Genomic DNA, 21,808 nt, shown 5'->3' on the forward strand with positions numbered 1-21,808 from the left:
CAACTTGAAACCGTATAGCGATTTATTATATGATGGCGACAGTAATCGACGAAGAAGGGTGAATATGGAAATCAACGTCAAGGCGTTTCAAACCGCCATTCAAGAAGCAAACTTCGAACAAATCAACCACTCAGTGACGCCAAAGCAGGCGCAAGCTGACCTCACCGGAGCGCTGGCGCCGGTTTTTGCTGATCTAGAAGCGGCCATTAACGCCGGCAAGCTAATTCAAGCGCAGCTGACCATCACCTCTGAGACGCCAACTTATGTGCGACTCGAAACCGGCGTGATCAACCTGCCTTTTGCTGATAGCAAAAAGGTCAGCAATTTCCTGGACCCTGACAGCATGGCGCCCCTCAAGGTCTATCTGATTGTGGCCACGCCGGATTTGAACGCCTCGGATTTGCATATCGACCTGGTCGCCGACGCCGAAACCTATTTGGCTCATCCTAAGGCTAACCAGGCAGCGGTGATTGCCGAGGTCAGCGAAGACCTGATCCGCATCAAAGCCAACCACGACGCCCCGCAACCAGTGGTGAAAGCCGCACCGGCAAGCCGCGCCAAAACCACCCGGAAAACCACGACTCGTAAAGCGACCACCCGTAAAACCACGCGCAAAGCCGCAACCAAACGGACTCCTGCTGCCAAAAAGGGGGAGTAGTTCGTGTTAAGTCAAGCGATATTGTTGATTGGCGTCGGGCTGATGGCCGGCATTCTTGGCGCGCTGTTGGGGCTGGGCGGCGGCATTATCATCACGCCGGTGTTGACACTGATGATGGGGTTACCCATTCAGTATGCCATTGCCGCTAGCATCATCGCGGTGATTGCGACTTCCTCTGGCGCCACCATTGCCTATTTGAAAGATGAAATGCTGAACCTGCGCGTGGCCATGTTCCTAGAAATTGCCACCACGGTCGGCGCGGTGCTCGGTGCCGTATTGACTGGGCTGATTGATGGCCAGTTCCTCTACTTCCTGTTTGGTGCTTTGCTCCTGTTTTCGGTGTACAACATGATCAGGAAAATGCTGATGAAGCCGGAAAACATCAAGGCGCCCACGCCTGATCCCGCCGCTGAGAAGCTCAAGCTGAATGGCGCGTACTTCGACAAGGCCCAAGGCAAAGAGGTCAATTATCAAGTCACCAACGTGCCTGGTGGTTTTGCTATGATGTTTGGCGCCGGGCTGGCTTCTGGCTTGCTCGGTATCGGCTCTGGGGCGTTCAAAGTACTGGCGATGGATACCATCATGAAAATGCCACTCAAGCCTTCCACTGCGACCTCCAATCTGATGATGGGGGTCACGGCTGCCGCCAGTGCCACGGTGTACTTCTTCAATGGTAGTCTGCGACCAGAAATCGCGGCACCGCTGGCAGTGGGGATTTTGGTTGGGGCTACCTTAGGCACGCGGCTGATGCAAATCATGCCGACCAAGGTGCTACGGCTGATTTTCATTCCAGTAATCGGCTATATGGGCTTGCAAATGCTGCTTAAAGGATTCGGGGTGAGCATCTAATGGACAATGAGGTCAAAAAAGAAACCCAAGACATTGAGCTCATCATCGGCCAGATTTTACGCATTGGGGTCATCATTGCCGCCGCCGTAATCGTGATTGGGTTGGCGCTGCTGTTGATTACCGGCCAAAGCGGCTATCCGGCTGGGGTGCATCCCAGCAAGCCGGGAGCGATTTTGCAAGGTGTGATCGCGTTCAAGCCATACGCCGTGTTGATGCTGGGCTTGTTTCTCTTGATTTTGACACCGGTGCTCCGGGTCGTGGTTTCGATTTATGCGTTCATCAAAGAAAAAGACCATCTCTACGCCTGGATCACGACGATTGTGTTGGTGATTTTGGTCATTGCGATGGTGATTGGGTACTTAGGTTAAACGGACGCTGATTCCTTTTTTGGAGTCAGCGTCTTTGTTTGGGATGGGCCGCGGCGGCAGGCGGGGCGGCGCCGGGGCGTGGTGGTCCTGCTGCGGGGTCGGCTGGAGCCAAAATGCGGTCTCCAGCCTCAACAGCGAGCCAGCATCGCGCTAACGCGCTCAACGCTGTCTCCCTGTTGCCCCCAGTTAGCCCAGGAGCTGCCTGCTACGCAGTCACCTCGTGGGCTAACTGTTTCGCGGCTGGACCACCTCGCCCCTCTGCTGCCCCGCCTGCCGCCGCTGGAGAACAGTAGAGGTATCAAATTGGCAGTTACCGGTTTCGTGATACTGGTCAACCAGTTTGCCGTACCCGTATTGTGGTGCTGTTCCGTCTGCACGTGGGTAGCTGGACTCACTGGATTCGTTATTGTTATCGAGCGGGTGGTGGTGATGGCCGTCACGCGGAGCCCGACACCACCACCCGCGGTCCATTGACGGCGCTGTGAACTCGTGTATCATAAATAATAATCAACTATCAGAATATAAAATGAAATACGTTCACATAAGGAGTTAGCATGAGCAATTTTAGCTATCAAGTATTTCGGGCGGTGGTCGAGAAAGGAACCTTCATTCAGGCCGCAGCGAGCCTGAATGTCACGCCCAGCGCCGTCAGCCACAGTGTGAGTCAGCTGGAAACTGACTTGGGTTTTCCCTTGTTTATCCGCAATCGCACCGGCGTGGCACTGACGCCAGACGGGGCGAAGGTGCTGCCGACGGTGCAGGCGATTTTGAATCTGGAAGATCAACTGGCGCAAATCGCCGATAACATCAACGGTCTGAATACCGGACGGGTGCGGCTGGGGGCCTTTTCTTCAGTTTCAACCAACTGGCTGCCAGGCATCATTCAAGCCTTCAAACGGGAAACCCCGGCGGTAGCGGTATCGGTCATGCAAGGCGGGTTCAACGAAATTGGGGAGCAAGTGCGCACCGGGGCCGTGGATATTGGCTTTTCCTTGCTCCCGGTGGCGGAGGCGAATGTGGTGCCGCTGCTCAAGGATCCGATTTACTGCATCACGCCGCGCGATTTTGTCCCGCAAAATGGCAAGACCATGACGGATGCCGATATGGCCAAGCGTTCCTTTATCCTCCAGCAAGGCGACTATGACCGTGACACCAAGGCGGCGCTGGATCGTTACCAAGTGTCCACCAATTCGTTGGTGTATTCCGTCGATGACCAATCCATTTTGTCGATGGTGGAAGCGGGTCTTGGCTGGGGTGTGTTGCCCAAACTAGCGTTGCAAAAGCTGACGGGCGACGTGAATATCTATCCGTTCTCGGAACCGTTCGCGCGTACGCTGTGTTTGGTGACGAATCCCACCACGCAAAAATCACCGTCAGTGGCGCACATGTTGACGGTGATTCAAACGTTTATTCAAACCACTTACCCCGATAATTTACTGCCGGTCCGGTAGTTGGTCCATGGTGTGGTTAAGGGCGGCATCGACTTCGTTATTGTGCTGATTGGTGGCGTGGCCTTTGACTTTATGGAACACCGGCGCCTGTGGGAAGCGGCTGATTTGGGCCAGCAGCGCCTGCCACAGTTCGGCGTTGATGACAGGCTTGCCTTTTTTGCGCCAGCCGTTTTTCTGCCAGTTGACCCACCATTTTTCCGTCATGGTGTTGATGACATAAGCTGAGTCAGAGTAGATGTCAACTTGATAGCTGGTGTCTTTGATGGCAGTCAGGCCTTCGATGACGGCGGTGATTTCCATAAAATTGTTGGTGCGGCCATAATCGCCGCCGGACAGCATTTTCTTGTGCTCGCCAAAAATGAGCAGCGCTGCCCAAGCACTTTTGTCGGTGGGCTTGACCTTGCCGCCGGCGATGTTGCCGGTGTTGCGGTTGCCGCCGTCGGTATAGAGTTGAATGTTCATGTGCTGACCTCCTGCGTTCTATTATACGCGAGTGTGGCGTGACTTGGGGAAATCCCCAAATTCTGATAAACTAGATGCAATTCATTTTGACTGGAAAGGATGGCGCACGCATGCAACGAAAAATGATCGCCTTAGATTTGGACGGCACCACCTTGAATACAGAGGGGACGCTGACGGCCGCCACGGTGGCGACGCTCAAGCAAGCCGAAGCGGCAGGCCATCTGGTGGTGATTGCTACTGGCCGACCGGATTCGATTTCTGAGCAGTTTTACGATCAGCTGGGGTTGCAAGGACCGATGATCAACTTCAACGGCGCCTTGATTCATATTCCGCATCAAGCGTGGGCCCATGAGCTCGAGTCGACGATTCCAGTGGCGGATGCGCTGAATTTATTGACGCTGCGCCAGGATTATGACATCAAGGTGATGGTGGCCGAGGGTAAGCAACTGTTGCGGGCAGATCATGGGTACACAGACATTCCGTTTCTCCCGGATATGCCGCAGCCGGCTTCACTCTTTGACGCGGCGGGGCTCACGCAAGCTCCGGTTTCGGTGACCATGTTTATCGACGAGGCGACTTTGGCGCCGTTGACGGCCGCGGTCAAACAACGGCACCCGGAACTCATTGCCAAAACCTGGGGGGCGTGGAGCGGCGAAAACACGGCGCTGGAAATCACCACGGCTCATGCCAGCAAGTCGCGTGGCTTAGCGTATGTCGCCGCAGCGTATGGCATTGCCCAGGATGATATCATTGCCTTTGGCGACGACATGAATGATTTGGATATGATTGAATACGCCGGTGTCGGGGTCGCCATGGGCAATGCCCGCCCTGCGATCCTAGCCGCTGCCAATGCCGTTACAGCGCCAAATTCAGAAAACGGCGTCGCTCAATATTTGACGAAGTATTTGTTGTAGGCTGCGAAGGTCGGCGGTTTTAGCTCGATGAGTAGCCTAGCTATGAGCATTGCCGGCGTTCTTTGCCGGTGAGGCTCATAGCGTAGCTACTCGCTCGAGCGTTGCCGAACGGAGCGCAACTATAACAGGCTGCGGAGGCTGGCGTACTTAGGATGACGGCTAGCCTAGCTTAAGGCATTATCGCCGGTTTTGGGCGATGAGGACTTAAGCGTAGCTGGACGCTCATCCGTTGCCAGCCGGAGCGCAACTAGGCAGGCAGCGTAGTGAGGCCGGGTTTAGCCGGATGGATAGCCTAGTTCAAGGCATTGCCGCCGAATTTTGGCGGCGAGGCCTTGAACGTAGCTAGCCACTCCGGCGTTGGCCACACGAAGCGCAACTATAATAGGCTGCGGAGGCCGCCGAATTTAACGAGATGACTATCCAGCCAGCATCACGTTTTCTTGTATGTCCCAACTGACACCCTTGGAAAGGAGCCCGATGAGATGGGCGAACGCAAGCTCACACGAGGCGAGCTATTTTTCATTGGCACCATGCTTTTCGGCCTGTTTTTTGGCGCCGGTAATTTGATCTTTCCGGTGTTTGTCGGGCAGCAGGCGGGGCAGGCGCTGGGGCCAGCGGTGCTTGGCTTTCTGATTTCAGGCGTCGGCCTGCCGCTGTTAGGGGTGGCGGCGATTGGGATGAGCAAAAGCGATGGCGTTTATACCATGGCTCAGCGGATCAATCGCCCGTATGCCTATGGCTTCACCTTGCTCCTGTACCTCTGCATCGGGCCTTTTTTTGCCTTGCCGCGGCTGGTGCCGATTTCCTATGAGATTGGCCTCGCGCCGTTCATTAAGCCGGCACATGGCACCTTGGGTCTAGCGGTGTTTTCAGTGTTGTTCTTCGCGGCGGCGTGGTGGTTTGCGCGGAAGCCGAGCAAAATCATGACTTACGTGGGGAAAATTCTGACGCCGGCGTTTTTGATTGCCTTGGCGATTTTACTGATTGCCGTGGTGGTTAAACCCATGGGCCGCGGCCAACTACCGACTGCGGCTTATCAACGGGTGCCAGTACTGACGGGCTTTACCGCCGGGTATTCGACCATGGATGCGCTAGCCGCGTTGGCCTTTGGCATCATTGTGGTGGATGCCATCAAGGATTTAGGGGTGACGGCGCCCACCCAAATTGCTAAGGATACCATCAAAGCCGGGGTGCTGGCGGCGGTGATGATGGCGGTGCTCTACGCGCTGTTAGCTATTTTGGGGCGCAATGCCTTGGGCGAATTTGCCCGCGCCAGTAACGGCGGTCCCATTTTGGCTAATGTGGCCAATGCTTATTTCGGGCCGGTGGGCAGCGTGCTGCTGGCCATCATTGTGATTTTAGCTTGTTTGAAAACGGCGATTGGCTTGATCTCTGCGTTTGGTGATACCTTGCACGAGCTTCTGCCGCAAGTGCCGTATCAAGGGCTGATCTTGGTCGCGACGATTTTACCTATCATCTTCGCCAACGCCGGCTTGAATCAGATCTTGGCGGTAGCCACGCCGGTGCTGTATTTCATCTACCCGCTGGCAATCACGCTGATTTTGCTCAGCCTGCTGACGCCAGTGTTAGGAACATCGCGGTGGCTGTTTAACACGGTGACGGTGTTCACGTTGGTACCGGCACTACTGGATGGCCTCAACGCCTTGCCGGCCAGCTGGCATCACGGCGTCGTGCAAACGTTGCTGAATTTTGGCCACTACTTACCGGGGTTTGCTTACGGTTTAGGGTGGTGTGTGCCGGCGGTGCTGGGGCTGGCGGTCGGTTGGGTGCTGGCGCAACTGGCGGCGCATCACAACACTAAAAAAGACGTCGGTTGATGGCAACCGGCGCCTTTGCTTCATACTTAAGCTTGAGAATCAGCTTCGTCTTCTGATGGGGTGGGGTTCGGCCGGCCGCCACCCAAGTTCTTGGTGATGGCCTTGAAGTTGATCACGATTTTGAAGTTAAGTTCGGCGGCATTGGTTTTGTCGCTGGTTTCATAGTCCGTGATATCAAGCAGTGCCGAGTTTTCGTAAACCTTTTGCACGGTGCCGGTGAAGGGGTGGTCCATGTCTTCTTTGACCTTACACTTCACGGTATCGCCGAGATGAATGTCTTCTTTCTTCACTATCATCAGTTCCTTCCTAGAGCTATCAATGGTTAATTGATAGAAGGATAGTAGCGCATTGAGCAAGTGAAAGCAATAGACTTCATTTAATTCTTTGAATACTATAATTGTTTGCCAAACCGGCCTTCATTGGCTTATCGTATAAGGTGAACATTTTGAAAAGGGATGACTGAGGACATGGCTGAAAAGACGGTATTATTTGACGCGTTGGGTGATTCGGCGAAGCATACGGCACTGGTGGGTTTTGCCAAGTTTTATATTGAAAAATATTACAATGAAGGGCTGGATTTGCTGGCTCAGATCGATGTGTCCGGGCATGTGGCAGACATCAACCAATGGCTGATTGATAACGATAGCTTTTTGAAAGAAGAAAAGCTGGACGGACTGGTCGCCGACCGCGGCGATAACATGGCGGCGTTGTTGGTCGCTTTGAAGGCGCCGTTTACCGCTAACGGTCAGCCAGAAACGCCTTGGGAGACCTGGTTCAAGGATGAAATTGGGCAGGCTCAGCAAGGTCGTTAAGCCGTAAAGCAGTCGCGCGTGATGCCGACTGCTTTTTTGGTATAATAACAGCGAGTGGCGAAGGAGGTCGACGCATGGCACAATATTTGATCGTTTCGGATGTGGATGGCACGCTGGCGTATGATAGCACCACGATTTCGGCTCGCACCAGCCAGGTCATTAACCAGCTCCTGGATGCTGGTCACCTGTTTTACTTAGCTACCGGGCGGATGTACGCACTGGCGGCGGCGATGGCCGATCAAATTGGCCCGCGGGCGGAAATCATTTCGGCTAATGGCGCTGCCTATGAATTTTCCGGTCAAAAAACGCATCACCTGCTCGGCAGCAAAGCCTTAGCCGCGATTGAAGCCGCCGCTGCCAGCAATGGCTTAACGGCCGTATATTTTACCGACACAGCGGTTTATTATGTCACCACGCCACCGCCAGCCATCGAGCAAATGCTGTATTCCTTTGCGCCCAAGGATGTCACCATTGACGTGACGCAGCTGCCAGATATTATGGCGCTGCAGGTTCATGCTGATGAGATTACCAACGGCATTATTTTCTCGCTGAGTGATCCTGAAGCCTTGGCTAATACCCGCGAGCAACTGGCTGCTCAGTCGCTGCTGCATCTGTCGGCCTCAGACCCGACCAACATCGAGTTAATTCCTAAGCATGTGGATAAGGCCAATGCAATTTTGGAGTTGCAAGCCAAAACTGGCATTCCTAAGGACCGCACGATTGCCTTCGGGGATGGCCTGAATGACTTGGGGATGCTCAAAGCCGCCGGCATCAGCGTTGCCATGGGTAATGCGGTGCCAGAGGTGAAGGCGGTCGCCAAGTATGTGACTGAGACCAATAAACAAGATGGTCTCGCCCATTTTTTACTGCGGTTTTTCGATAAGGAGGAAAGCTAATGTATCAAGCCCAAGCAGAGCGTTATGAAGGCGTACCCGTCCGGCCCGCCGGGAATTCCGGGTTAGTGATGCCACCGATTTCTTTAGGCCTGTGGCAGCATTTTGGCAGCGGTGATCCCCTGGCGGCGCGCCGTGATGTGATTTTAGCCGCCTTTGATCACGGTGTCTTTCAATTTGATGTGGCCAATCACTATGGCGATGGCGATTTTGGTTCCAGCGAAGCGCTGCTCGGTCAGGTGTTAGCCAATGAGCTCAAGCCGTACCGCGATGAGCTGGTCATTGCCACCAAGGTCGGCTACGAAATCCATCCCGGTCCATTTGGTACCGGCACCTCGCGTAAGGCGATTTTGCAAGGCATCGATGATTCGCTGCGCCGGCTGAATCTTGACTATGTGGATCTCTATTACGCCCACCGCTTTGATGCCGGCGTGCCAGTGGCAGAAACTGTGCGGGCGCTGGACGATGTGGTGCGTCAAGGGAAAGCCCTCTACATCGGGGTCTCCAACTACGATACGGATCAGGCCAAACAGGCGGTTGCCTTGTTCAAGCAGCTGGGCACGCCGTTTGTGGTGGACCAGATGAGCTACAACATGTTCAACCGCAGCGTTGAAACCAGCGGCTTGCTTGATGAGCTGCGGGCTGCTGGGGCTGGGGTAGTGGCTTACGGGCCGCTTTCGGAAGGGTTGTTGTCAGATCGCTATCTGACTGGCATTCCTGATACCTTCAAAATTCACCCGACCAACGAAGGCACCTTTGCGCATGGCCGCGAGGCGGTGGTGACGAAGCTTAACGCCCTGAATGAAATTGCGCAAGATCGAGGCCAAACGCTGTCGCAAATGGCCCTGGCCTGGCTGCTGCGAGACCCAATTGTGGCGTCGGTGCTGGTTGGCACCACCAGCGTTGAGCACTTGATCGATGACCTCAAAGCCTGTGAGCACCTCGAATTTACCGCCACTGAATGCGAAGCCATTGACAATATCCTGGCCTGAGTAAACATTTCACAAACTGTGGCGAATACGGGCCCCGCTGACTGGCAAGTCGCCGCCGATAAAGGTTGAATATAAATATATTTTTGCCCCAAACCCTTGTTGCTAAAAGGGTTTGGGGCTTTTTGTATACGCCATTTATTAAAATAACTATCGCTATGTTTCCCTTCTCACAATTCACCATGCTAGGCTTAATATAAGCAGGTATTAAGCGCTTGCATAACGTTTACCTGTCAATGCAGAAGTAAGGGGGAACAGAGATGAACGGAAAATGGTACGACGATACTTAAAGTGACACTGCTGTTGGTCATCTCAACGACACAAGGGGGAAGCCCATGAAAGCAAAAATAATGCATAGCTTCATGGTGGTCGTGCTGCTTTTCATGCAGCTGATGAATCTGGGGGGTATTCAAACCGCCGCGGCGACGACGCCGGATCAGATTGAAAAGGTCATCACCACAAGCAATGCGCTAGATGTCAACGTCACAGGCACGGTCCAAGGCGATCAGATTAACTGGGCGCTGAGTTACAACAAAAAGGACCAAGGCGAACTGCGTGCCCTTAAAGTGCGCGTTTCGACCGATCGAGACGCGACGCTACGCTTAGCACCGAAAGCTAATCAGCTGGTGCAAGCGATGCAGGGCCAAGATAGCCAGCCGAAAAATCAATGGTGGATCGAAAAAGCCTACAGCCGTTCTTCACAAAATGTGCTGTACTATTCGACGCCAAAAACAAATAACCGTTTGTACGTTGCCGTTGAACTGAACCGTCGCGAAGTAGCGCAGACGGCACAGTCAACGACCACGACCGTGGAAGCAGCTGATGCTGAAGCGGACCCTGACCCTCTCCAAACACCAGTCGATTCTGCATTGACTGATACCTTGGTGGGGCCAGTTGAAGTGTTGCTGCCGCTTTCGACTGCAACGGAAGAAGAACAAGCCGTTGCCATCGACCGCCCAGCAGCCAACACCCCACAAACCGAAGCAGACGCAGCGAATACTGTGGATGCTGTGGAAGAAAAAGTCCAAGCGACGCAAGGACTGTTGAACGCGAATGTTTACGCTAAGGAATATGACCGTAGTCAGAGCTTTAGTCTTGAAGACTATCGGATGCCACTTGATTACACGCCAGTAGGCACGGCTGACGGCGTGTACCCAACTAAAGCGTGGGCCTTCAAGGACAACACCAATGTGAAAAATCATATTGGTGGGAATAGCCAAGAAAACAAACTATATAGCAATACCGGCGTTGTTGATGCTGTTAACAACACTTGGTTGGACTATGGTGCAAATAAATCAAATCCGGAATTCCGTATTCGGAAGTACGCCAAGGAAACCTCGACCAAGGGTTTGTTTGATGTTCAGCTGGACATCAAAGGCAATACAGTTGACAACAGCAAGCCGATGGCGGTGGTGTTGGTCCTCGATTATTCAGGCAGTATGGGTGGGGACAATAAAGACCGGATTGAAGCGCTCCGTACAGGGGTAACCAATTTTCTGGCTGATATTCGCAAAGCCGGTTTAGCGGAATTGGTTTCGGTCGGCGTCGTCGGGTTTTCCAAGGATGCCGATGGTCTGTTCTCAATCAAAATCGATACAGTAGCAGAAAATGAAACCAAGATAATTAATAAACTGAGCACGGTTCCAACCGGTGGCACGTTTACCCAGGCTGGATTGACGTTAGGTGCAGATATGTTAAAAACGTCAGACATCGCTGACAAAAAAATGATTGTCCTCACCGATGGCGTCCCTGCGTTCGCCTACAAAATCACTCAAGTCGCAAATTTGAACGATGCCGATAAGACCTTAATCGGTACCAGATTCCAAACCACAGGCACCGGTAGCATTCGCGGGAGCGGTTCTAGCCCGATTCTGTCCGATCGTAATACTAATACTACCGGGAAGTACAGTGTTGGTTCCACGGAAATTAATGATACCTGGTCCGCAACCACCGGCCAGGCCCATCTTATCAAACAGTCAGGCGTTAACCTGCATGTGTTAGGTATTGAAATTAAAGATGCAACTGGCTCTGACAGGAAGAATACGCTGAATCAAATGACAAAATGGGCCAGCATAGGTAGCGATAACAAGCCACTATTCCATGAGGCGCTTAACGCTGATGATGTTGAGGCTTATTTAGACGCCCATGCCAAGGCTGTGATTGACAGCTATAGCACAGTGCTGGATGGCACCATTACTGATCCGATTGGGGCCCAGTTTAGCTTCAACACCAATGCGAACGGTCAAGTGATTCAGCCAACAGTCACTTTAGAGAATTCGACCATTCAACCGGTTGCAACAATCTCCGGCCGGACCGTTAATGTGTCTAAACTGACCCTTGGTAAGAACCAAACTGCAACAATCAAGTACCAGGTGCGCATCAATACCGAGGAAGAAGGGTTTAAGGCTGATTATTGGTATCCGATGAATGGTACGACCACCTTTACCGCTAAAGAAGGTACCCCAACCGTTGAGTTTGGTGTTCCTTCTGCCAAAGCACCTTCTAAGATCTACACAGTCAAAAAAGTCTGGGAAGATATTCCAGACGCGGGTGTCAAGCCTGAACAATTGACAGTTCAAGTTGCTCGTGAAGGTTCAACATTCAAGAATGATCAGATTTTGACGCTCGTTCCAAATGGTTGGACTGCGACGTTCAAGGACGTTGCCTATGGTAATCAGGGCCAAGCCTTGAAGTATCAGGTGACTGGGGAAATCGGTGCTGATGCTTCGTATGTCTCAACTCAAAAATACGATACAAACACCCTCACGCTGACTTTAACCAACGTGCAATATGGCGTTCAGGTGAAAAAGGAATCAACGGATCTAAACTATCTAATGTCTACCGATGCAGCTAAAACGGCCCAATTCACGTTAAATACGTACAAGAATCAAGATTTCACCGACCCAAGTGGGACAGGTCTGGTTGCCGGTGTTCCTCAAGGGCTTGCTGAAGGTTTCTATGGCATCAAGGAAACTGTTGCTCCAGAAGGCTTCAAATTAGATCCAACCGAATATCTGTTCCGGCGTGACAGCGCAGGCAAATGGTTCTATTACGGTTTCCGCAAAGAAGGCAGCAATATCAGCATTCCACGCGAGATTGCCGGCACCATGAACTTGAATCAAGTTGATGGCAAGTATGATCGCTTTGAACTGGAAAACGGCACCTTGCTGAAACTGGTGAAATACAACGAACCGAAGCGTAACTTGAAACTGGTTCTGGTCAAGAAGGGCTTTATGGATAGCTTCCTGCCAGGTGCCAAATTCACCTTAACCGGCCCTGAAACCGAAACTTTGACCTCAGTAGCAACTGAAGCCGGGGTGACCGCGGAAACCAAACTTTTTGGCAACGATGACTACACCTTGACCGAAATCGAAGCACCAGGTGGCTATGAAAAGCTTGATGCGACAGTTTCGATTAAAGTGAACGCCAGAGGCGATGGCGCTACGGTGAAGGTTGACGGTCAGACTTTGACCAGCAATGGCGCCGCAGTTGAGGGCTACTCTTATAAACTCGTTGATGGCAAGCTGATCATCACGGCAGTTAACCAACTTGCTGTGCAAGAAATGCCTGTCACCGGTGGCCCTGGCCTCAATGCGTTTATCGCCAGTGCCTTGGTGCTGATGGTTGGCGCAACCGCAGCGGGGTTGACCCTGCGCTACAAGAAAGAACAGGAGGGACGGTAAGATGCTCAAGCGAATTCTCTTTAGTATTGCCGCAGCCGCAATGGCGCTCCCATTCCTGCAGGCAACCCCAACCCAGGCCGCGACGAAGAACGTCGACATCGTGGTGCACAAACGGATACACGATGATGCGCGGCTGAACACTGACACATGGTCATACGAAAACGATGGTAGTCTCAAATCCAGAATTGAACTGGCAGAAACCAAAGGCCTCAACGGCGCTGAAGTGGTCCTCTATGATGCCACGAAGTTGTACCAAGAAGCCTTGGAAGACGGGAAGACGCCGACTCAATTTGTGAATGAATGGCGCAACAAGGATCGCATGGACGCCTTCGCGGAAGCAGATGAAAATCTGGACCTGCTGGCAACCAAAACGACCCAGGAAGGGTTCATGGAAGATGGCAGTCGCGAAGACGGGATTGCTCGCTTCACCGTGGCGCAGAAGGTTGGCACTCAATATGCTGCTTACCTGCTCCTCGAAAAGAGTGTGGCGTCGGATCACAGTTTTGACGTCGACTTAAGCACCATGGCTGCCCCGATGATGGTGGTAATGCCCATCATGAATGCTGAGGGCGCCGCAATGGACAACATTCATATCTACGCCAAGAACGTTGCCTATGTTCGGGACCCTTACTTCTTCAAGTTTGGGCGGAATGCGGCAGGCGATGATGTCCGTGTCCAAGGGGCAGTCTTTGCCCTGTATCAAATCGTGAACGGTGAAAAGCTTTGGCTGAGTACGGATCTCAGCGAAGCGCCGCGGAACGAATGGATCACTTCCAGCAATCCGCTGACCGATGAAGCGGTTGATAAGTTCATCTCCGATAAAGACGGTTTGGTGAATACCGGGACCCGGTTCTTAGCTAGCGGCACCTACTACTTTGAAGAACTCAAGCCAGCGCTGGGCTACATCAATAACCTTGGCGCCACTGGGGTCAAAGTCGAAGTGCCAACTTCATGGACCAAGCCAGATGGCAGTTTCAATCCGGTGTTGGTGAACGGTGAAGTGCTGAATGAAACCACCGAAGGGATGGTTAGCGCCGAACAAGTCGCAATCGGCCGTCCGCGCGTCTATAACATTCGGGAAAAAGAAGACCAGGGCAATGTAACGGTGGTGGCTAAGCCATCTAACCCGCAAACGCCTGCTGGCAAGTTGCCACAAACCGGCAGCGTGATTTCTGGCCTGCTGATTGCCCTTGGCGCAGCGTTAATGCTCGGTGCATGGCTGCTTCAACGCCGTGCCCATACCAAGAATTAGGAGGACCCACTTAATGAAAATGACAATGAATAAAGTGTCCCGTGCTGCCCTTGCTGGCTTAATGGTTTGCGGCCTCACTTTGTCCGCTGCCCCAGCATTGAATGCGGCCCCGGAAACGGTGCGGGCAACGGCGGTAAGTCCGACTTTACCGGATAAAGTTACCGTGGAAATCAATAAGAAATTGCTCAAGTCCAATTATCAACTGACGCCAAACACTGGGGAAACCATCGCGGATCTTGAAGCGCTTGAGGGGATTGGAAACGTTGAATTTTCTGCCTACGATGTGACGAGTATCTTCTACGACTTACAGGCCGCTAATCCTGGTGTATCTGCGGAGGATTTAACCAAGGAGATTGTGGCCGACTGGAGCGAAAAATATAAAGCTAGCGCGCCAGTGAAAGGCTCTGGAACGACTGACCCAGTAGATGGCACGCTCGAATTTAAAGACTTGGAGACGCGTACGACGAACGGAAAATACAAGCTGTATCTTTTCGAAGAAGGTAACAGTGATCGTACCGATATCTTGCGTTCCGTCCCAATGATTGTAGGTATGCCAGTGCGTAATGCGGCCAATACTGGGTTCTTAAAGACCATCAAGATTTATCCAAAGAATACCGGGCTAGAAAAAGAGCTGACGAACCCGAACGAAAACACCACAGACGGTAAAGTCTACAACTATGAAGTGGGTCAGAACCTTGAATACGAAACCAACTTGGTCATTCCTCATGGAATCCGGGATGCGGGTTCGAAAATCACTTCAATCAATCTGACCGACGTGATGTCGGCTGTTGGGACAACCCTGGATGGGGTACCATCAATCACCGTTGAAGGTGAGGATGAAGAGTTGCATGATCTCTTCGTGGCTGCCGGCACCTACACGGACTCCAACGATGATGATTGGGAGAATCATGCGGGCTTCAAGTATGAGATTGATCTGGAAAAAGGGAGCAAGGAAAGTGAGATTATTGCCTTGCTGAACAAAATTGAAGGGAAAGCCTTGTCCATCAAGTACACCATGAAGATTAATAAGCATGCGGTGCCGAATCAAGATATTGGCAATACCTTCACCGGTGAATTTGGGAATGGACCAGAGCTGACCGTCGTTGACGAATCCCAAAAGGTTGAAACCAGTGGCCATAAGTTCACTAAATACGATGCCTATGATGAAAATCGAGGATTGCCAGATGCCGAATTCAAGTTGCAGAATAACGACGGTAAATGGGCAATTCTGAACAATCCTGGCGGGGAGGATGGCACATACAAACCAGAATCCATTCGTTGGGGCACCAAAGCCGAAGCGACAATCTTGAAGTCCGCAGCTAAGGGTCACTTGCAGATCAATGGTTTGGAATCAGGCAAATATACTTTGGTTGAAACTAAGGCGCCAACTGGCTACAAGATTACCACTGAGGATACTAACTTCACGGTAGCCAAAGGCGTGCTGACTACAACTGCGCTTGGCTCAGATACCATCGCCAACACCCCACTCGATGGCGAACTGCCATTGACCGGTGGCATGGGCATTGCGGCCTTCCTGATTGTTGGGACGGCAGCGATGGGCACAGCGGTGATTTACAAGAAGCGCCACGCTTAATTCAATTTAAGTCAAAGGAGTGAAGGAGATGAGCAAAAAACGCCGCTCCAGCCTCAAAGCTGAGCTGTTTGTGACCATCCTGTTTTTTGCCGGTCTGGCCGTGTTTGCTTATCCCTTCGTGGCCCGCGCTGTGAATACCCTCACCTTAAGTGCTCGGGTGACGCGGGACCGGAAAAAAGCCGAAGCCAATGTGAAGCGGCAACAGGCGAAGATCAAGCGGGAAAACGAGGCTTTGGCCAAGCAAGGCTTGCGCCCAAATGCTGATGTTTTTACCCAAAAAGGCCAAGGGGTGCAGCAGATCAAAGCGCTACGTGAGCACCTGATTGGGGCAGTCACGATTCCTAGTCTGGCGGTGAATCTGCCGCTCTACGACACCACCAATGAGGTTCTGATGGAATCAGGCGCGGTGGTGCTGCCAGGGACGAGTTTCCCGACTGGCGGTGCCAGCACGCACACGGTGGTGACAGCGCATAGCGGGATTCCCAGCAAGACGTTGTTCGATGATCTGCATGAGCTGAAAAAAGGCCAGCTGTTCATCTTCACCATCGATGGCGAGCATCTTGCCTACAAGGTGAATCGCATCAAGGTGATTGAGCCGGATGATGTGTCGAGTTTGCAGATTGAGCCAGGTAAAGACTTGGCCACACTCATGACTTGCACACCAATCGGGCAAAATTCCCACCGGCTGCTGGTCACCGGCTACCGGGTCCCTTACACGGAGCAAGCCGCCAAGGCGAGTACCCGGAGCACCACGCGGGCCAAGGCCTTGAGCTGGGCGGTGATTGCTGCCGCGGTGCTGGGGCTGGCGCTCCTTGGGTATCTGATTTATCGCCTGGTGCGGAAGCATCGTCACCATTAAGGCGGCAGAACGTCCTCGTTCATGAAGCGAGGGCGTTTTTGCATGCGCGTGAAAATTTTTTAAAATAACGTTGACAGGTCAACTACTCGCTGTTACTATGTACCGGTACCTAGCAACAAAGAGTAGCTATCATTTGGCCCACTCTTGCTAGGACTCACAAGCTAGCAAGTGCCGCATGCCGCCGAGCGAAGGCGGCTGCAGAGAAAGGTGAAGACAGTGAAGGGTTTAACGGAATTACTCAAAGGCGCGCTGGAAGGCATTGTCCTGCAGCGCATTAGCGAAGGCGAAACATACGGCTACGAGATCACAACGTATCTGGTCCACTTGGGCTTTGAAGATATCGTGGAAGGCACGGTGTATACCGTGCTGCTGCGGCTGGAGAAAAAAGGGCTACTCAATGTTGACCGGCGCAAGTCAGAAATGGGCCCGCCGCGCAAGTTCTACACGTTAAACTCAGCCGGCGCCGAGTATCTACAAGCATTTTGGCAGAAGTGGGAGTTTTTAGCCGCCACCATGGCCACATTGAAGGAGCAAGGTAATGACGAACATTAAAAATAGTTTTAATAACATGATCAAAGACAAAAAACGCTACCGGCAATTTCTTAAGGACGTCAAGCAGCTGCCGGCGCCTTATGCCGACACGGTGACGGCGTTAACCAAGTATATTTGGAGCTTCGCCGGGAGCGGCGCGATGATGGATGTGCTGGAGGAAGTGCTGCACATTTTTCAAGAAAGTGCCGCTGATCAGGTCCCAGTCCGGCAAATTGTTGGCGAAGATCCGGTGGAGTTTGCCGAAAATATCATGGCGCAATATCCAGAAGAAATGTGGCTGATTAAGTATCGCAAGCAGCTGCGGCAGAAAGTTAAAGAGGCTGAGCAGGAATGAAAGCAATCATTGTCAAAGGCGTGACCAAAGATTTTGGCGCGCTGCCGGTGCTGAAAGGCGTCAATCTTGAAGTTGAGCAAGGCGAAATCTTCACCTTGCTCGGCGCAAATGGGGCCGGAAAAAGCACGTTGATCAATATTCTCACCACGCTGTCGCAGCCAACTGCCGGCACCGTGGTGATCATGGGGCTGGACCCGCGCACTGCTGGCAACCAGGTGCGCCGGCTGATGAGCTTGAATGCGCAGGCCACCACGTTGGACGGCGAATTCACCGGCGCCGAGAACCTGCGCTTGATTGCCCGGCTGCGGGGCGTGAAGGATGTCCCAGCCGAAATTGATGGCCTGGCGCAGCGGCTGGATTTGACCAGCTTTTTGAACCGGAAAGTCAAAACCTATTCTGGCGGCATGCGGCGGCGCTTGGATTTGGCCATGTCCTTGTTGGGAGATCCGCAGCTGATTTTTCTGGATGAGCCAACCACTGGGGTTGATCCGCAAAACCGCCTTGCGTTGTGGCAGATGATTAAAGAACTGCGCGATGCCGGCAAAACCGTGTTCCTCACCACGCAATATCTCGATGAGGCTGACGCTTTATCCGATCATATCGCGTTCATTCATGATGGCGTGATTGTTAAATCGGGCACGCCAGCGGCCATCAAGCAGCGGGTCACGGCGACTTATACCCTGCAAGTCGCACCAGCTGATGAGGCTGTCGCAACAGCGACGCTCGGGGCGGCAGGTATCGCCTTTACCCCAACAGAACATGGGCTTTCGCTGACTGCTACGCAGGGCGAGCCAGCCCTGGCGGCACTACTCGATCCAGGGGTGACGGTGGAACATTACGACCAGGATGAAACCGATTTGGAATCGGTCTTCCTCAATGTCACCAAGGAGGCAGTTCATGCAAACCTTTAACCAGCTCCGCACGTTAACCGGGCGCATCATCCGGCAAAACCTGACCAACGCCGACACCATCATTACGGTGATTGCGATGCCGGTGTTCATGTTGCTGTTTTTCGTCTATGTCATGGGTGGCAACATTGCCACGACTGGGGCAGGCGGCGCCCAGGCTTATCTGCTTTACGCTTTGCCCGGGTTTCTGCTGCTGACAATGGCGATGGGGTCAGCTTACACCTCAATGCGCATCAACCTCGATCGCACTTCAGGCTTTTTGGATCGGCTGCACTCACTGCCGATTGCCCGCTGGGTGATTTTGGGTTCGCATGTCCTCGCGTCAGTGACCTTTATGCTGATGGCCGAAGCACTGGTCTTTCTGGTTGGCGTACTGATTGGCTACCGCGCTGATGTGACCGTCAGTTCGGCGCTGCTGTTTGTTGGCTTGTCGGTGTTGTTCGGCCTAGGCATCACGCTCCTAGCGATTCCATTTTCGCTGAAGGCCGACAACTACGCTTCTGCTGGCGGCTTCTCTTATGTGCTCCTGATGCTGCTGTTTGTCAGCTCGGCTTTGATGCCTACCACTGGGATGGCGAAGCCCGTGCATTTCTTTGCTGATCATCAGCCGATGACCCCGATTGTGAACACCGCCCGCGGTTTGCTCAATCAGGCGGTGGCGGTGAGTCAGCACACTGAATGGCTCGCGGCCGCTTGGTTAGTCGGCGCCATTGTGATTTGCGGTTTCCTGTCCTATCGCGTCTATGTGCGGATGTTTCTAACGCGCTAACCCAGATTCAAAAAGTGTGCCCGCGGCGCTTGGCTGAGGGCACACTTTTTTGTTGTAATCACTTGGCAAAATGCGCGAGGTGAGCGGCAAGGTACTGGCCGGTGTGACCGGCTTTGCTCTGGGCTACTTCCTGCGGCGTGCCGCTGGCGACGATTTCACCGCCGAAGCGGCCCCCTTCAGGACCGAGGTCAAGCAGGTAGTCGGCATTGGCCAGAACATCAAGGTCATGTTCGATGGTGAGCACCGTGCCGCCGGCGTCGATCAAATGCTGGAACACTTGCAGCAAGGTGGCCACGTCCAAGGGATGCAAACCGACAGAGGGTTCATCGAAGACAAATAGCGTGCCTTTTTGGCTTTTCCCCATGTGAGCCGTGAGCTTGAGACGCTGGGCCTCGCCGCCGGAGAGACTCGGGGTGCTTTCGCCGAGGTGCAAATAACCCAGCCCCATGTCATGGAGCGTCTGCAAGGTTTGTTCAATCGCGGGTTGGTCGGCGAACACTGGCAGGGCCTCATCGACGCCCAGGTTCAACAGATCCGCAATGGATTGGCCCTGCCACTTGATCTCCAGTACTTCGGGGTTGTAGCGCTGGCCTCGACAGGTTGGACAAACTTGCTGCATATCTGGCAGGTATTGGATGTCCAAACTGATTTGCCCGGTACCGCCACAAGTCGGGCAGGCGCCAGCAGCCACGTTATAGGAGAAGTTGCTGGCGGTATAGCCCCGCTGTTGACTGGCGGGCAGGCTGGCGAAAAGGTCGCGCAGGCGGTCGAGAATGTTGGTGTAAGTCGCCACGGTTGAGCGCACATTTTTGCCGACGGGACTGGCATCAATGGCGACCACGCGCCGCAGTCCGCCGCGGTGCAAGTTCTGGACAAAGCTGGGCGCGGGCTTGGTTTTCGTCGCCGTCAAAGCCGGGACTAGCGCATCAAACACCAGCGTCGACTTGCCGGCCCCGGAAAAACCGGACACGGCGCTAAGCTGGTTGACCGGGAAGGTAGCAGTGAGATGGTGCAAGTTGAAGCGGTCAGTGACGGTGACGCCGTACCACTTTTTGGCGGCCACGGTGGCGCGCTGGGCAGTCGGCCGCACAATCAAGTCGGCTTGGCCGGTGAGATACGGGCCGATCAAGGAGTGCGGCGCCTTGGCGATCGCGGTAGGTGGGCCTTGATTGATCAGACGGCCTCCCGCGGCGCCGGCGCGAGGGCCAATTTCAAGTACCTCATCAGCGGCTTCGATAATGGCCGTGTCGTGATCAACTACCACGACGGAATTACCTTGTGCGACCAAGCCGCGCATGACCGCAATCAAACCGGCCACGTTAGCGGGGTGCAAGCCAATCGACGGTTCATCAAGCACATAGAGGACGCCGGTGGTTTGGGTGCGTAGCGTGCGCGACAGTTGAATCCGTTGCAGCTCACCAGTGGACAAGCTGGCGCCGGCGCGACTGAGCTGCAGGTAAGACAGTCCCAAATCCAGCAGTGGCTGCAAAATCGTGGTTAATTCACGGATGATATCATGCGCTAAGGCCTGCATGTCCTCGGGCAACCAGGTGAAAATCTTGGGGATGAACGCCTGAAGGTCACTCAGCGTCATGGCGGAAACATCGGCAATGGTCTTGCCGGCAATCAGCTGATGCAGCAGCTCCGGCCGGAAGCGCGTGCCGTAGCAAGTGGGGCACACATCGAAGCGGTAGAAACGATTCAGCCGCGTGATGGCGCGCTCGTTCGTGGTCGTCGCCATGGAGTCTTCCACGGCGTTGAAGGCATTTTCGAACATGGCATTGTCCATGTGGAAAATCTTGCCGGATTTACTAGGAATATTGATCGAGTAGGTGCGTTTGGTGCCGTGCCAAACCATGTCTTGCTGCTTTTTGGGCAGGTCTTGGAAAGGCGTGTCGATATCGATGCCGATCTGCTGGGCCACCAGGGGCATAAAATTGCGGCCGGGCAGGCGCCAAGAAGCGACGGCACCATTGCGAATGGTCAGGCTGGGGTCGGGAATTAGGCGATCCGTGGCCAGCGTTTTGGCTTCCCCAGTGCCGTTACAGGTGGGGCAGGCGCCAGCGGAGTTGAAGGCAAAATCTTCCGCCCCGAAAGCCTGAAATTTAACCCCACAAGTGGGACAGGTGATCTCGCCCATGCCACTGCCAGGCTGATTCGGCAAATCCATGCTTTGGGCAATGGCCAGCGTGGGCGGGACCTGATGGCCATTGGGACATTGCGGCGATCCCAGACGAGAAAACATCAAGCGCAGGACATTTAGCGCCTCAGTGGTAGTGCCAACCGTGGAACGAATGCCCGGCACCACCGGGCGCTGACGCAAGGCAATGGCGCTGGGAATATGCTGAATCGATTCGACTTGGGCATGGCCGACTTGGCCGAGCCGGCGCCGGGTGTAAGTCGACAGCGCCGAGACATAGCGCCGCATGCCTTCTGCATACAACACGCCCATGGCCAGCGATGATTTACCGGAGCCGCTGCGGCCGGTGATAGCCACTAGCTTGTGCAGGGGGATATTCACATTAACATGTTTGAGGTTATTGACGTACGCGCCAGTGACCCGAATTTGATCTGGAATCGTGGTAGACTGTGACATAGAAACCCTTCTTGGTGGATAAATTTG

20 protein-coding genes are annotated in these 21,808 nt (G+C 53.5%); 17 read left to right on the forward strand and 3 right to left on the reverse strand.

Translation table 11 applies throughout. The features are described from left to right. Positions 1–64: 64 nt before the first annotated feature. The 4 genes from EKM90_RS02080 (at position 65) to EKM90_RS02095 (ending at position 3,326) form a co-directional block, all read left to right on the forward strand. On the forward strand, positions 65–658 hold the full coding sequence (locus tag EKM90_RS02080) for a hypothetical protein (protein ID WP_125579400.1): 594 nt from the start codon (positions 65–67) through the stop codon (positions 656–658). Positions 659–661: 3 nt separating this feature from the next. Beyond that, positions 662–1,507: a sulfite exporter TauE/SafE family protein gene (locus EKM90_RS02085; protein ID WP_125579401.1), complete on the forward strand. Its 846-nt coding sequence runs from the start codon at positions 662–664 to the stop codon at positions 1,505–1,507. Then, entirely contained in the window at positions 1,507–1,875 is a 369-nt protein-coding gene (locus EKM90_RS02090) for a DUF1634 domain-containing protein (protein WP_125579402.1), read from the forward strand. Before EKM90_RS02085 ends, EKM90_RS02090 begins: the two co-directional genes overlap by 1 nt. Before the next feature lie 554 nt (positions 1,876–2,429). Continuing rightward, positions 2,430–3,326, forward strand: a complete 897-nt coding sequence (locus tag EKM90_RS02095) for a LysR family transcriptional regulator (RefSeq protein WP_125579403.1) — start codon at positions 2,430–2,432, stop codon at positions 3,324–3,326. Here the strand turns inward: EKM90_RS02095 and EKM90_RS02100 are convergent. After that, positions 3,309–3,788, reverse strand: coding sequence for a ribonuclease H family protein (locus EKM90_RS02100; RefSeq protein WP_125579404.1), 480 nt, complete (start codon positions 3,786–3,788; stop codon positions 3,309–3,311). The genes EKM90_RS02095 and EKM90_RS02100 overlap by 18 nt on opposite strands. A 110-nt stretch (positions 3,789–3,898) precedes the next feature. Here EKM90_RS02100 and EKM90_RS02105 point away from each other — a divergent pair, with 110 nt between their 5' ends. Continuing rightward, a complete protein-coding gene (locus EKM90_RS02105) occupies positions 3,899–4,702 on the forward strand; it encodes a Cof-type HAD-IIB family hydrolase (RefSeq protein ID WP_125579405.1) in 804 nt (267 codons plus the stop codon). Between the two features lie 482 nt (positions 4,703–5,184). Continuing rightward, on the forward strand, positions 5,185–6,540 hold the full coding sequence (gene brnQ / locus EKM90_RS02110; protein ID WP_125579406.1) for a branched-chain amino acid transport system II carrier protein: 1,356 nt from the start codon (positions 5,185–5,187) through the stop codon (positions 6,538–6,540). A gap of 26 nt (positions 6,541–6,566) precedes the next feature. Here brnQ and EKM90_RS02115 read toward each other — a convergent pair whose 3' ends face one another. Beyond that, the gene (locus tag EKM90_RS02115) at positions 6,567–6,830 is read right to left on the reverse strand and encodes a DUF2187 domain-containing protein (protein WP_125579517.1); all 264 of its coding nucleotides are present in this window, start codon (positions 6,828–6,830) and stop codon (positions 6,567–6,569) included. A 177-nt stretch (positions 6,831–7,007) separates the two neighbouring features. Between EKM90_RS02115 and EKM90_RS02120 the strand changes: the two genes are divergently transcribed. The 11 genes from EKM90_RS02120 to EKM90_RS02170 all read left to right on the forward strand — a co-directional run bounded on the left by EKM90_RS02120 (position 7,008) and on the right by EKM90_RS02170 (position 19,185). Continuing rightward, a complete protein-coding gene (locus EKM90_RS02120) occupies positions 7,008–7,352 on the forward strand; it encodes a hypothetical protein (protein WP_125579407.1) in 345 nt (114 codons plus the stop codon). 74 nt (positions 7,353–7,426) lie between these two features. Beyond that, entirely contained in the window at positions 7,427–8,248 is an 822-nt protein-coding gene (locus EKM90_RS02125) for an HAD family hydrolase (RefSeq protein WP_125579408.1), read from the forward strand. Then, positions 8,248–9,237, forward strand: coding sequence for an aldo/keto reductase (locus tag EKM90_RS02130; RefSeq protein WP_125579409.1), 990 nt, complete (start codon positions 8,248–8,250; stop codon positions 9,235–9,237). Before EKM90_RS02125 ends, EKM90_RS02130 begins: the two co-directional genes overlap by 1 nt. A gap of 332 nt (positions 9,238–9,569) precedes the next feature. Further along, a complete protein-coding gene (locus tag EKM90_RS02135; RefSeq protein ID WP_125579410.1) occupies positions 9,570–12,917 on the forward strand; it encodes a SpaA isopeptide-forming pilin-related protein in 3,348 nt (1,115 codons plus the stop codon). Between the two features lies 1 nt (position 12,918). After that, complete coding sequence (locus EKM90_RS02140) at positions 12,919–14,169, forward strand: pilin N-terminal domain-containing protein (protein WP_125579411.1); 1,251 nt, start codon at positions 12,919–12,921, stop codon at positions 14,167–14,169. Between the two features lie 13 nt (positions 14,170–14,182). Next, positions 14,183–15,763 (forward strand): SpaH/EbpB family LPXTG-anchored major pilin, encoded by a 1,581-nt coding sequence (locus EKM90_RS02145; RefSeq protein WP_125579412.1) that lies wholly within the window; start codon positions 14,183–14,185, stop codon positions 15,761–15,763. Positions 15,764–15,791: 28 nt separating this feature from the next. After that, complete coding sequence (locus EKM90_RS02150) at positions 15,792–16,622, forward strand: class C sortase (RefSeq protein WP_125579413.1); 831 nt, start codon at positions 15,792–15,794, stop codon at positions 16,620–16,622. Between the two features lie 216 nt (positions 16,623–16,838). Next, the gene (locus EKM90_RS02155) at positions 16,839–17,174 is read left to right on the forward strand and encodes a PadR family transcriptional regulator (protein ID WP_125579518.1); all 336 of its coding nucleotides are present in this window, start codon (positions 16,839–16,841) and stop codon (positions 17,172–17,174) included. Beyond that, positions 17,161–17,508, forward strand: coding sequence for a DUF1048 domain-containing protein (locus tag EKM90_RS02160; protein ID WP_125579414.1), 348 nt, complete (start codon positions 17,161–17,163; stop codon positions 17,506–17,508). Before EKM90_RS02155 ends, EKM90_RS02160 begins: the two co-directional genes overlap by 14 nt. Next, positions 17,505–18,419, forward strand: a complete 915-nt coding sequence (locus tag EKM90_RS02165) for an ABC transporter ATP-binding protein (protein ID WP_125579415.1) — start codon at positions 17,505–17,507, stop codon at positions 18,417–18,419. The genes EKM90_RS02160 and EKM90_RS02165 overlap by 4 nt, the downstream gene beginning before the upstream one ends. Next, positions 18,406–19,185 carry an ABC transporter permease gene (locus EKM90_RS02170; RefSeq protein WP_125579416.1) on the forward strand — a complete coding sequence of 260 codons (780 nt, stop codon included), beginning with the start codon at positions 18,406–18,408 and terminating at the stop codon, positions 19,183–19,185. The genes EKM90_RS02165 and EKM90_RS02170 overlap by 14 nt, the downstream gene beginning before the upstream one ends. A 58-nt stretch (positions 19,186–19,243) precedes the next feature. On the opposite strand, the gene EKM90_RS02175 is transcribed toward EKM90_RS02170, so the two are convergent. Next, positions 19,244–21,781: an excinuclease ABC subunit UvrA gene (locus tag EKM90_RS02175; RefSeq protein ID WP_125579417.1), complete on the reverse strand. Its 2,538-nt coding sequence runs from the start codon at positions 21,779–21,781 to the stop codon at positions 19,244–19,246. Positions 21,782–21,808: the final 27 nt, after the last annotated feature.

The sequence above is a fragment of the Lacticaseibacillus suibinensis genome, from assembly GCF_003946175.1.
Lineage (GTDB): Bacteria > Bacillota > Bacilli > Lactobacillales > Lactobacillaceae > Lacticaseibacillus > Lacticaseibacillus suibinensis.

Coding starts and splice junctions, on each gene's coding strand:
- EKM90_RS02145 (WP_125579412.1), top strand. CDS start 14,183: ATGAAAATGACAATGAATAAAGTGTCCCGTGCTGCCCTTGCTGGCTTA.
- EKM90_RS02140 (WP_125579411.1), top strand. CDS start 12,919: ATGCTCAAGCGAATTCTCTTTAGTATTGCCGCAGCCGCAATGGCGCTC.
- EKM90_RS02170 (WP_125579416.1), top strand. CDS start 18,406: ATGCAAACCTTTAACCAGCTCCGCACGTTAACCGGGCGCATCATCCGG.
- EKM90_RS02160 (WP_125579414.1), top strand. CDS start 17,161: ATGACGAACATTAAAAATAGTTTTAATAACATGATCAAAGACAAAAAA.
- EKM90_RS02090 (WP_125579402.1), top strand. CDS start 1,507: ATGGACAATGAGGTCAAAAAAGAAACCCAAGACATTGAGCTCATCATC.
- EKM90_RS02130 (WP_125579409.1), top strand. CDS start 8,248: ATGTATCAAGCCCAAGCAGAGCGTTATGAAGGCGTACCCGTCCGGCCC.
- EKM90_RS02150 (WP_125579413.1), top strand. CDS start 15,792: ATGAGCAAAAAACGCCGCTCCAGCCTCAAAGCTGAGCTGTTTGTGACC.
- EKM90_RS02175 (WP_125579417.1), bottom strand. CDS start 21,781: ATGTCACAGTCTACCACGATTCCAGATCAAATTCGGGTCACTGGCGCG.
- EKM90_RS02105 (WP_125579405.1), top strand. CDS start 3,899: ATGCAACGAAAAATGATCGCCTTAGATTTGGACGGCACCACCTTGAAT.
- EKM90_RS02095 (WP_125579403.1), top strand. CDS start 2,430: ATGAGCAATTTTAGCTATCAAGTATTTCGGGCGGTGGTCGAGAAAGGA.
- EKM90_RS02135 (WP_125579410.1), top strand. CDS start 9,570: ATGAAAGCAAAAATAATGCATAGCTTCATGGTGGTCGTGCTGCTTTTC.
- brnQ (WP_125579406.1), top strand. CDS start 5,185: ATGGGCGAACGCAAGCTCACACGAGGCGAGCTATTTTTCATTGGCACC.
- EKM90_RS02120 (WP_125579407.1), top strand. CDS start 7,008: ATGGCTGAAAAGACGGTATTATTTGACGCGTTGGGTGATTCGGCGAAG.
- EKM90_RS02165 (WP_125579415.1), top strand. CDS start 17,505: ATGAAAGCAATCATTGTCAAAGGCGTGACCAAAGATTTTGGCGCGCTG.
- EKM90_RS02125 (WP_125579408.1), top strand. CDS start 7,427: ATGGCACAATATTTGATCGTTTCGGATGTGGATGGCACGCTGGCGTAT.
- EKM90_RS02100 (WP_125579404.1), bottom strand. CDS start 3,788: ATGAACATTCAACTCTATACCGACGGCGGCAACCGCAACACCGGCAAC.
- EKM90_RS02080 (WP_125579400.1), top strand. CDS start 65: ATGGAAATCAACGTCAAGGCGTTTCAAACCGCCATTCAAGAAGCAAAC.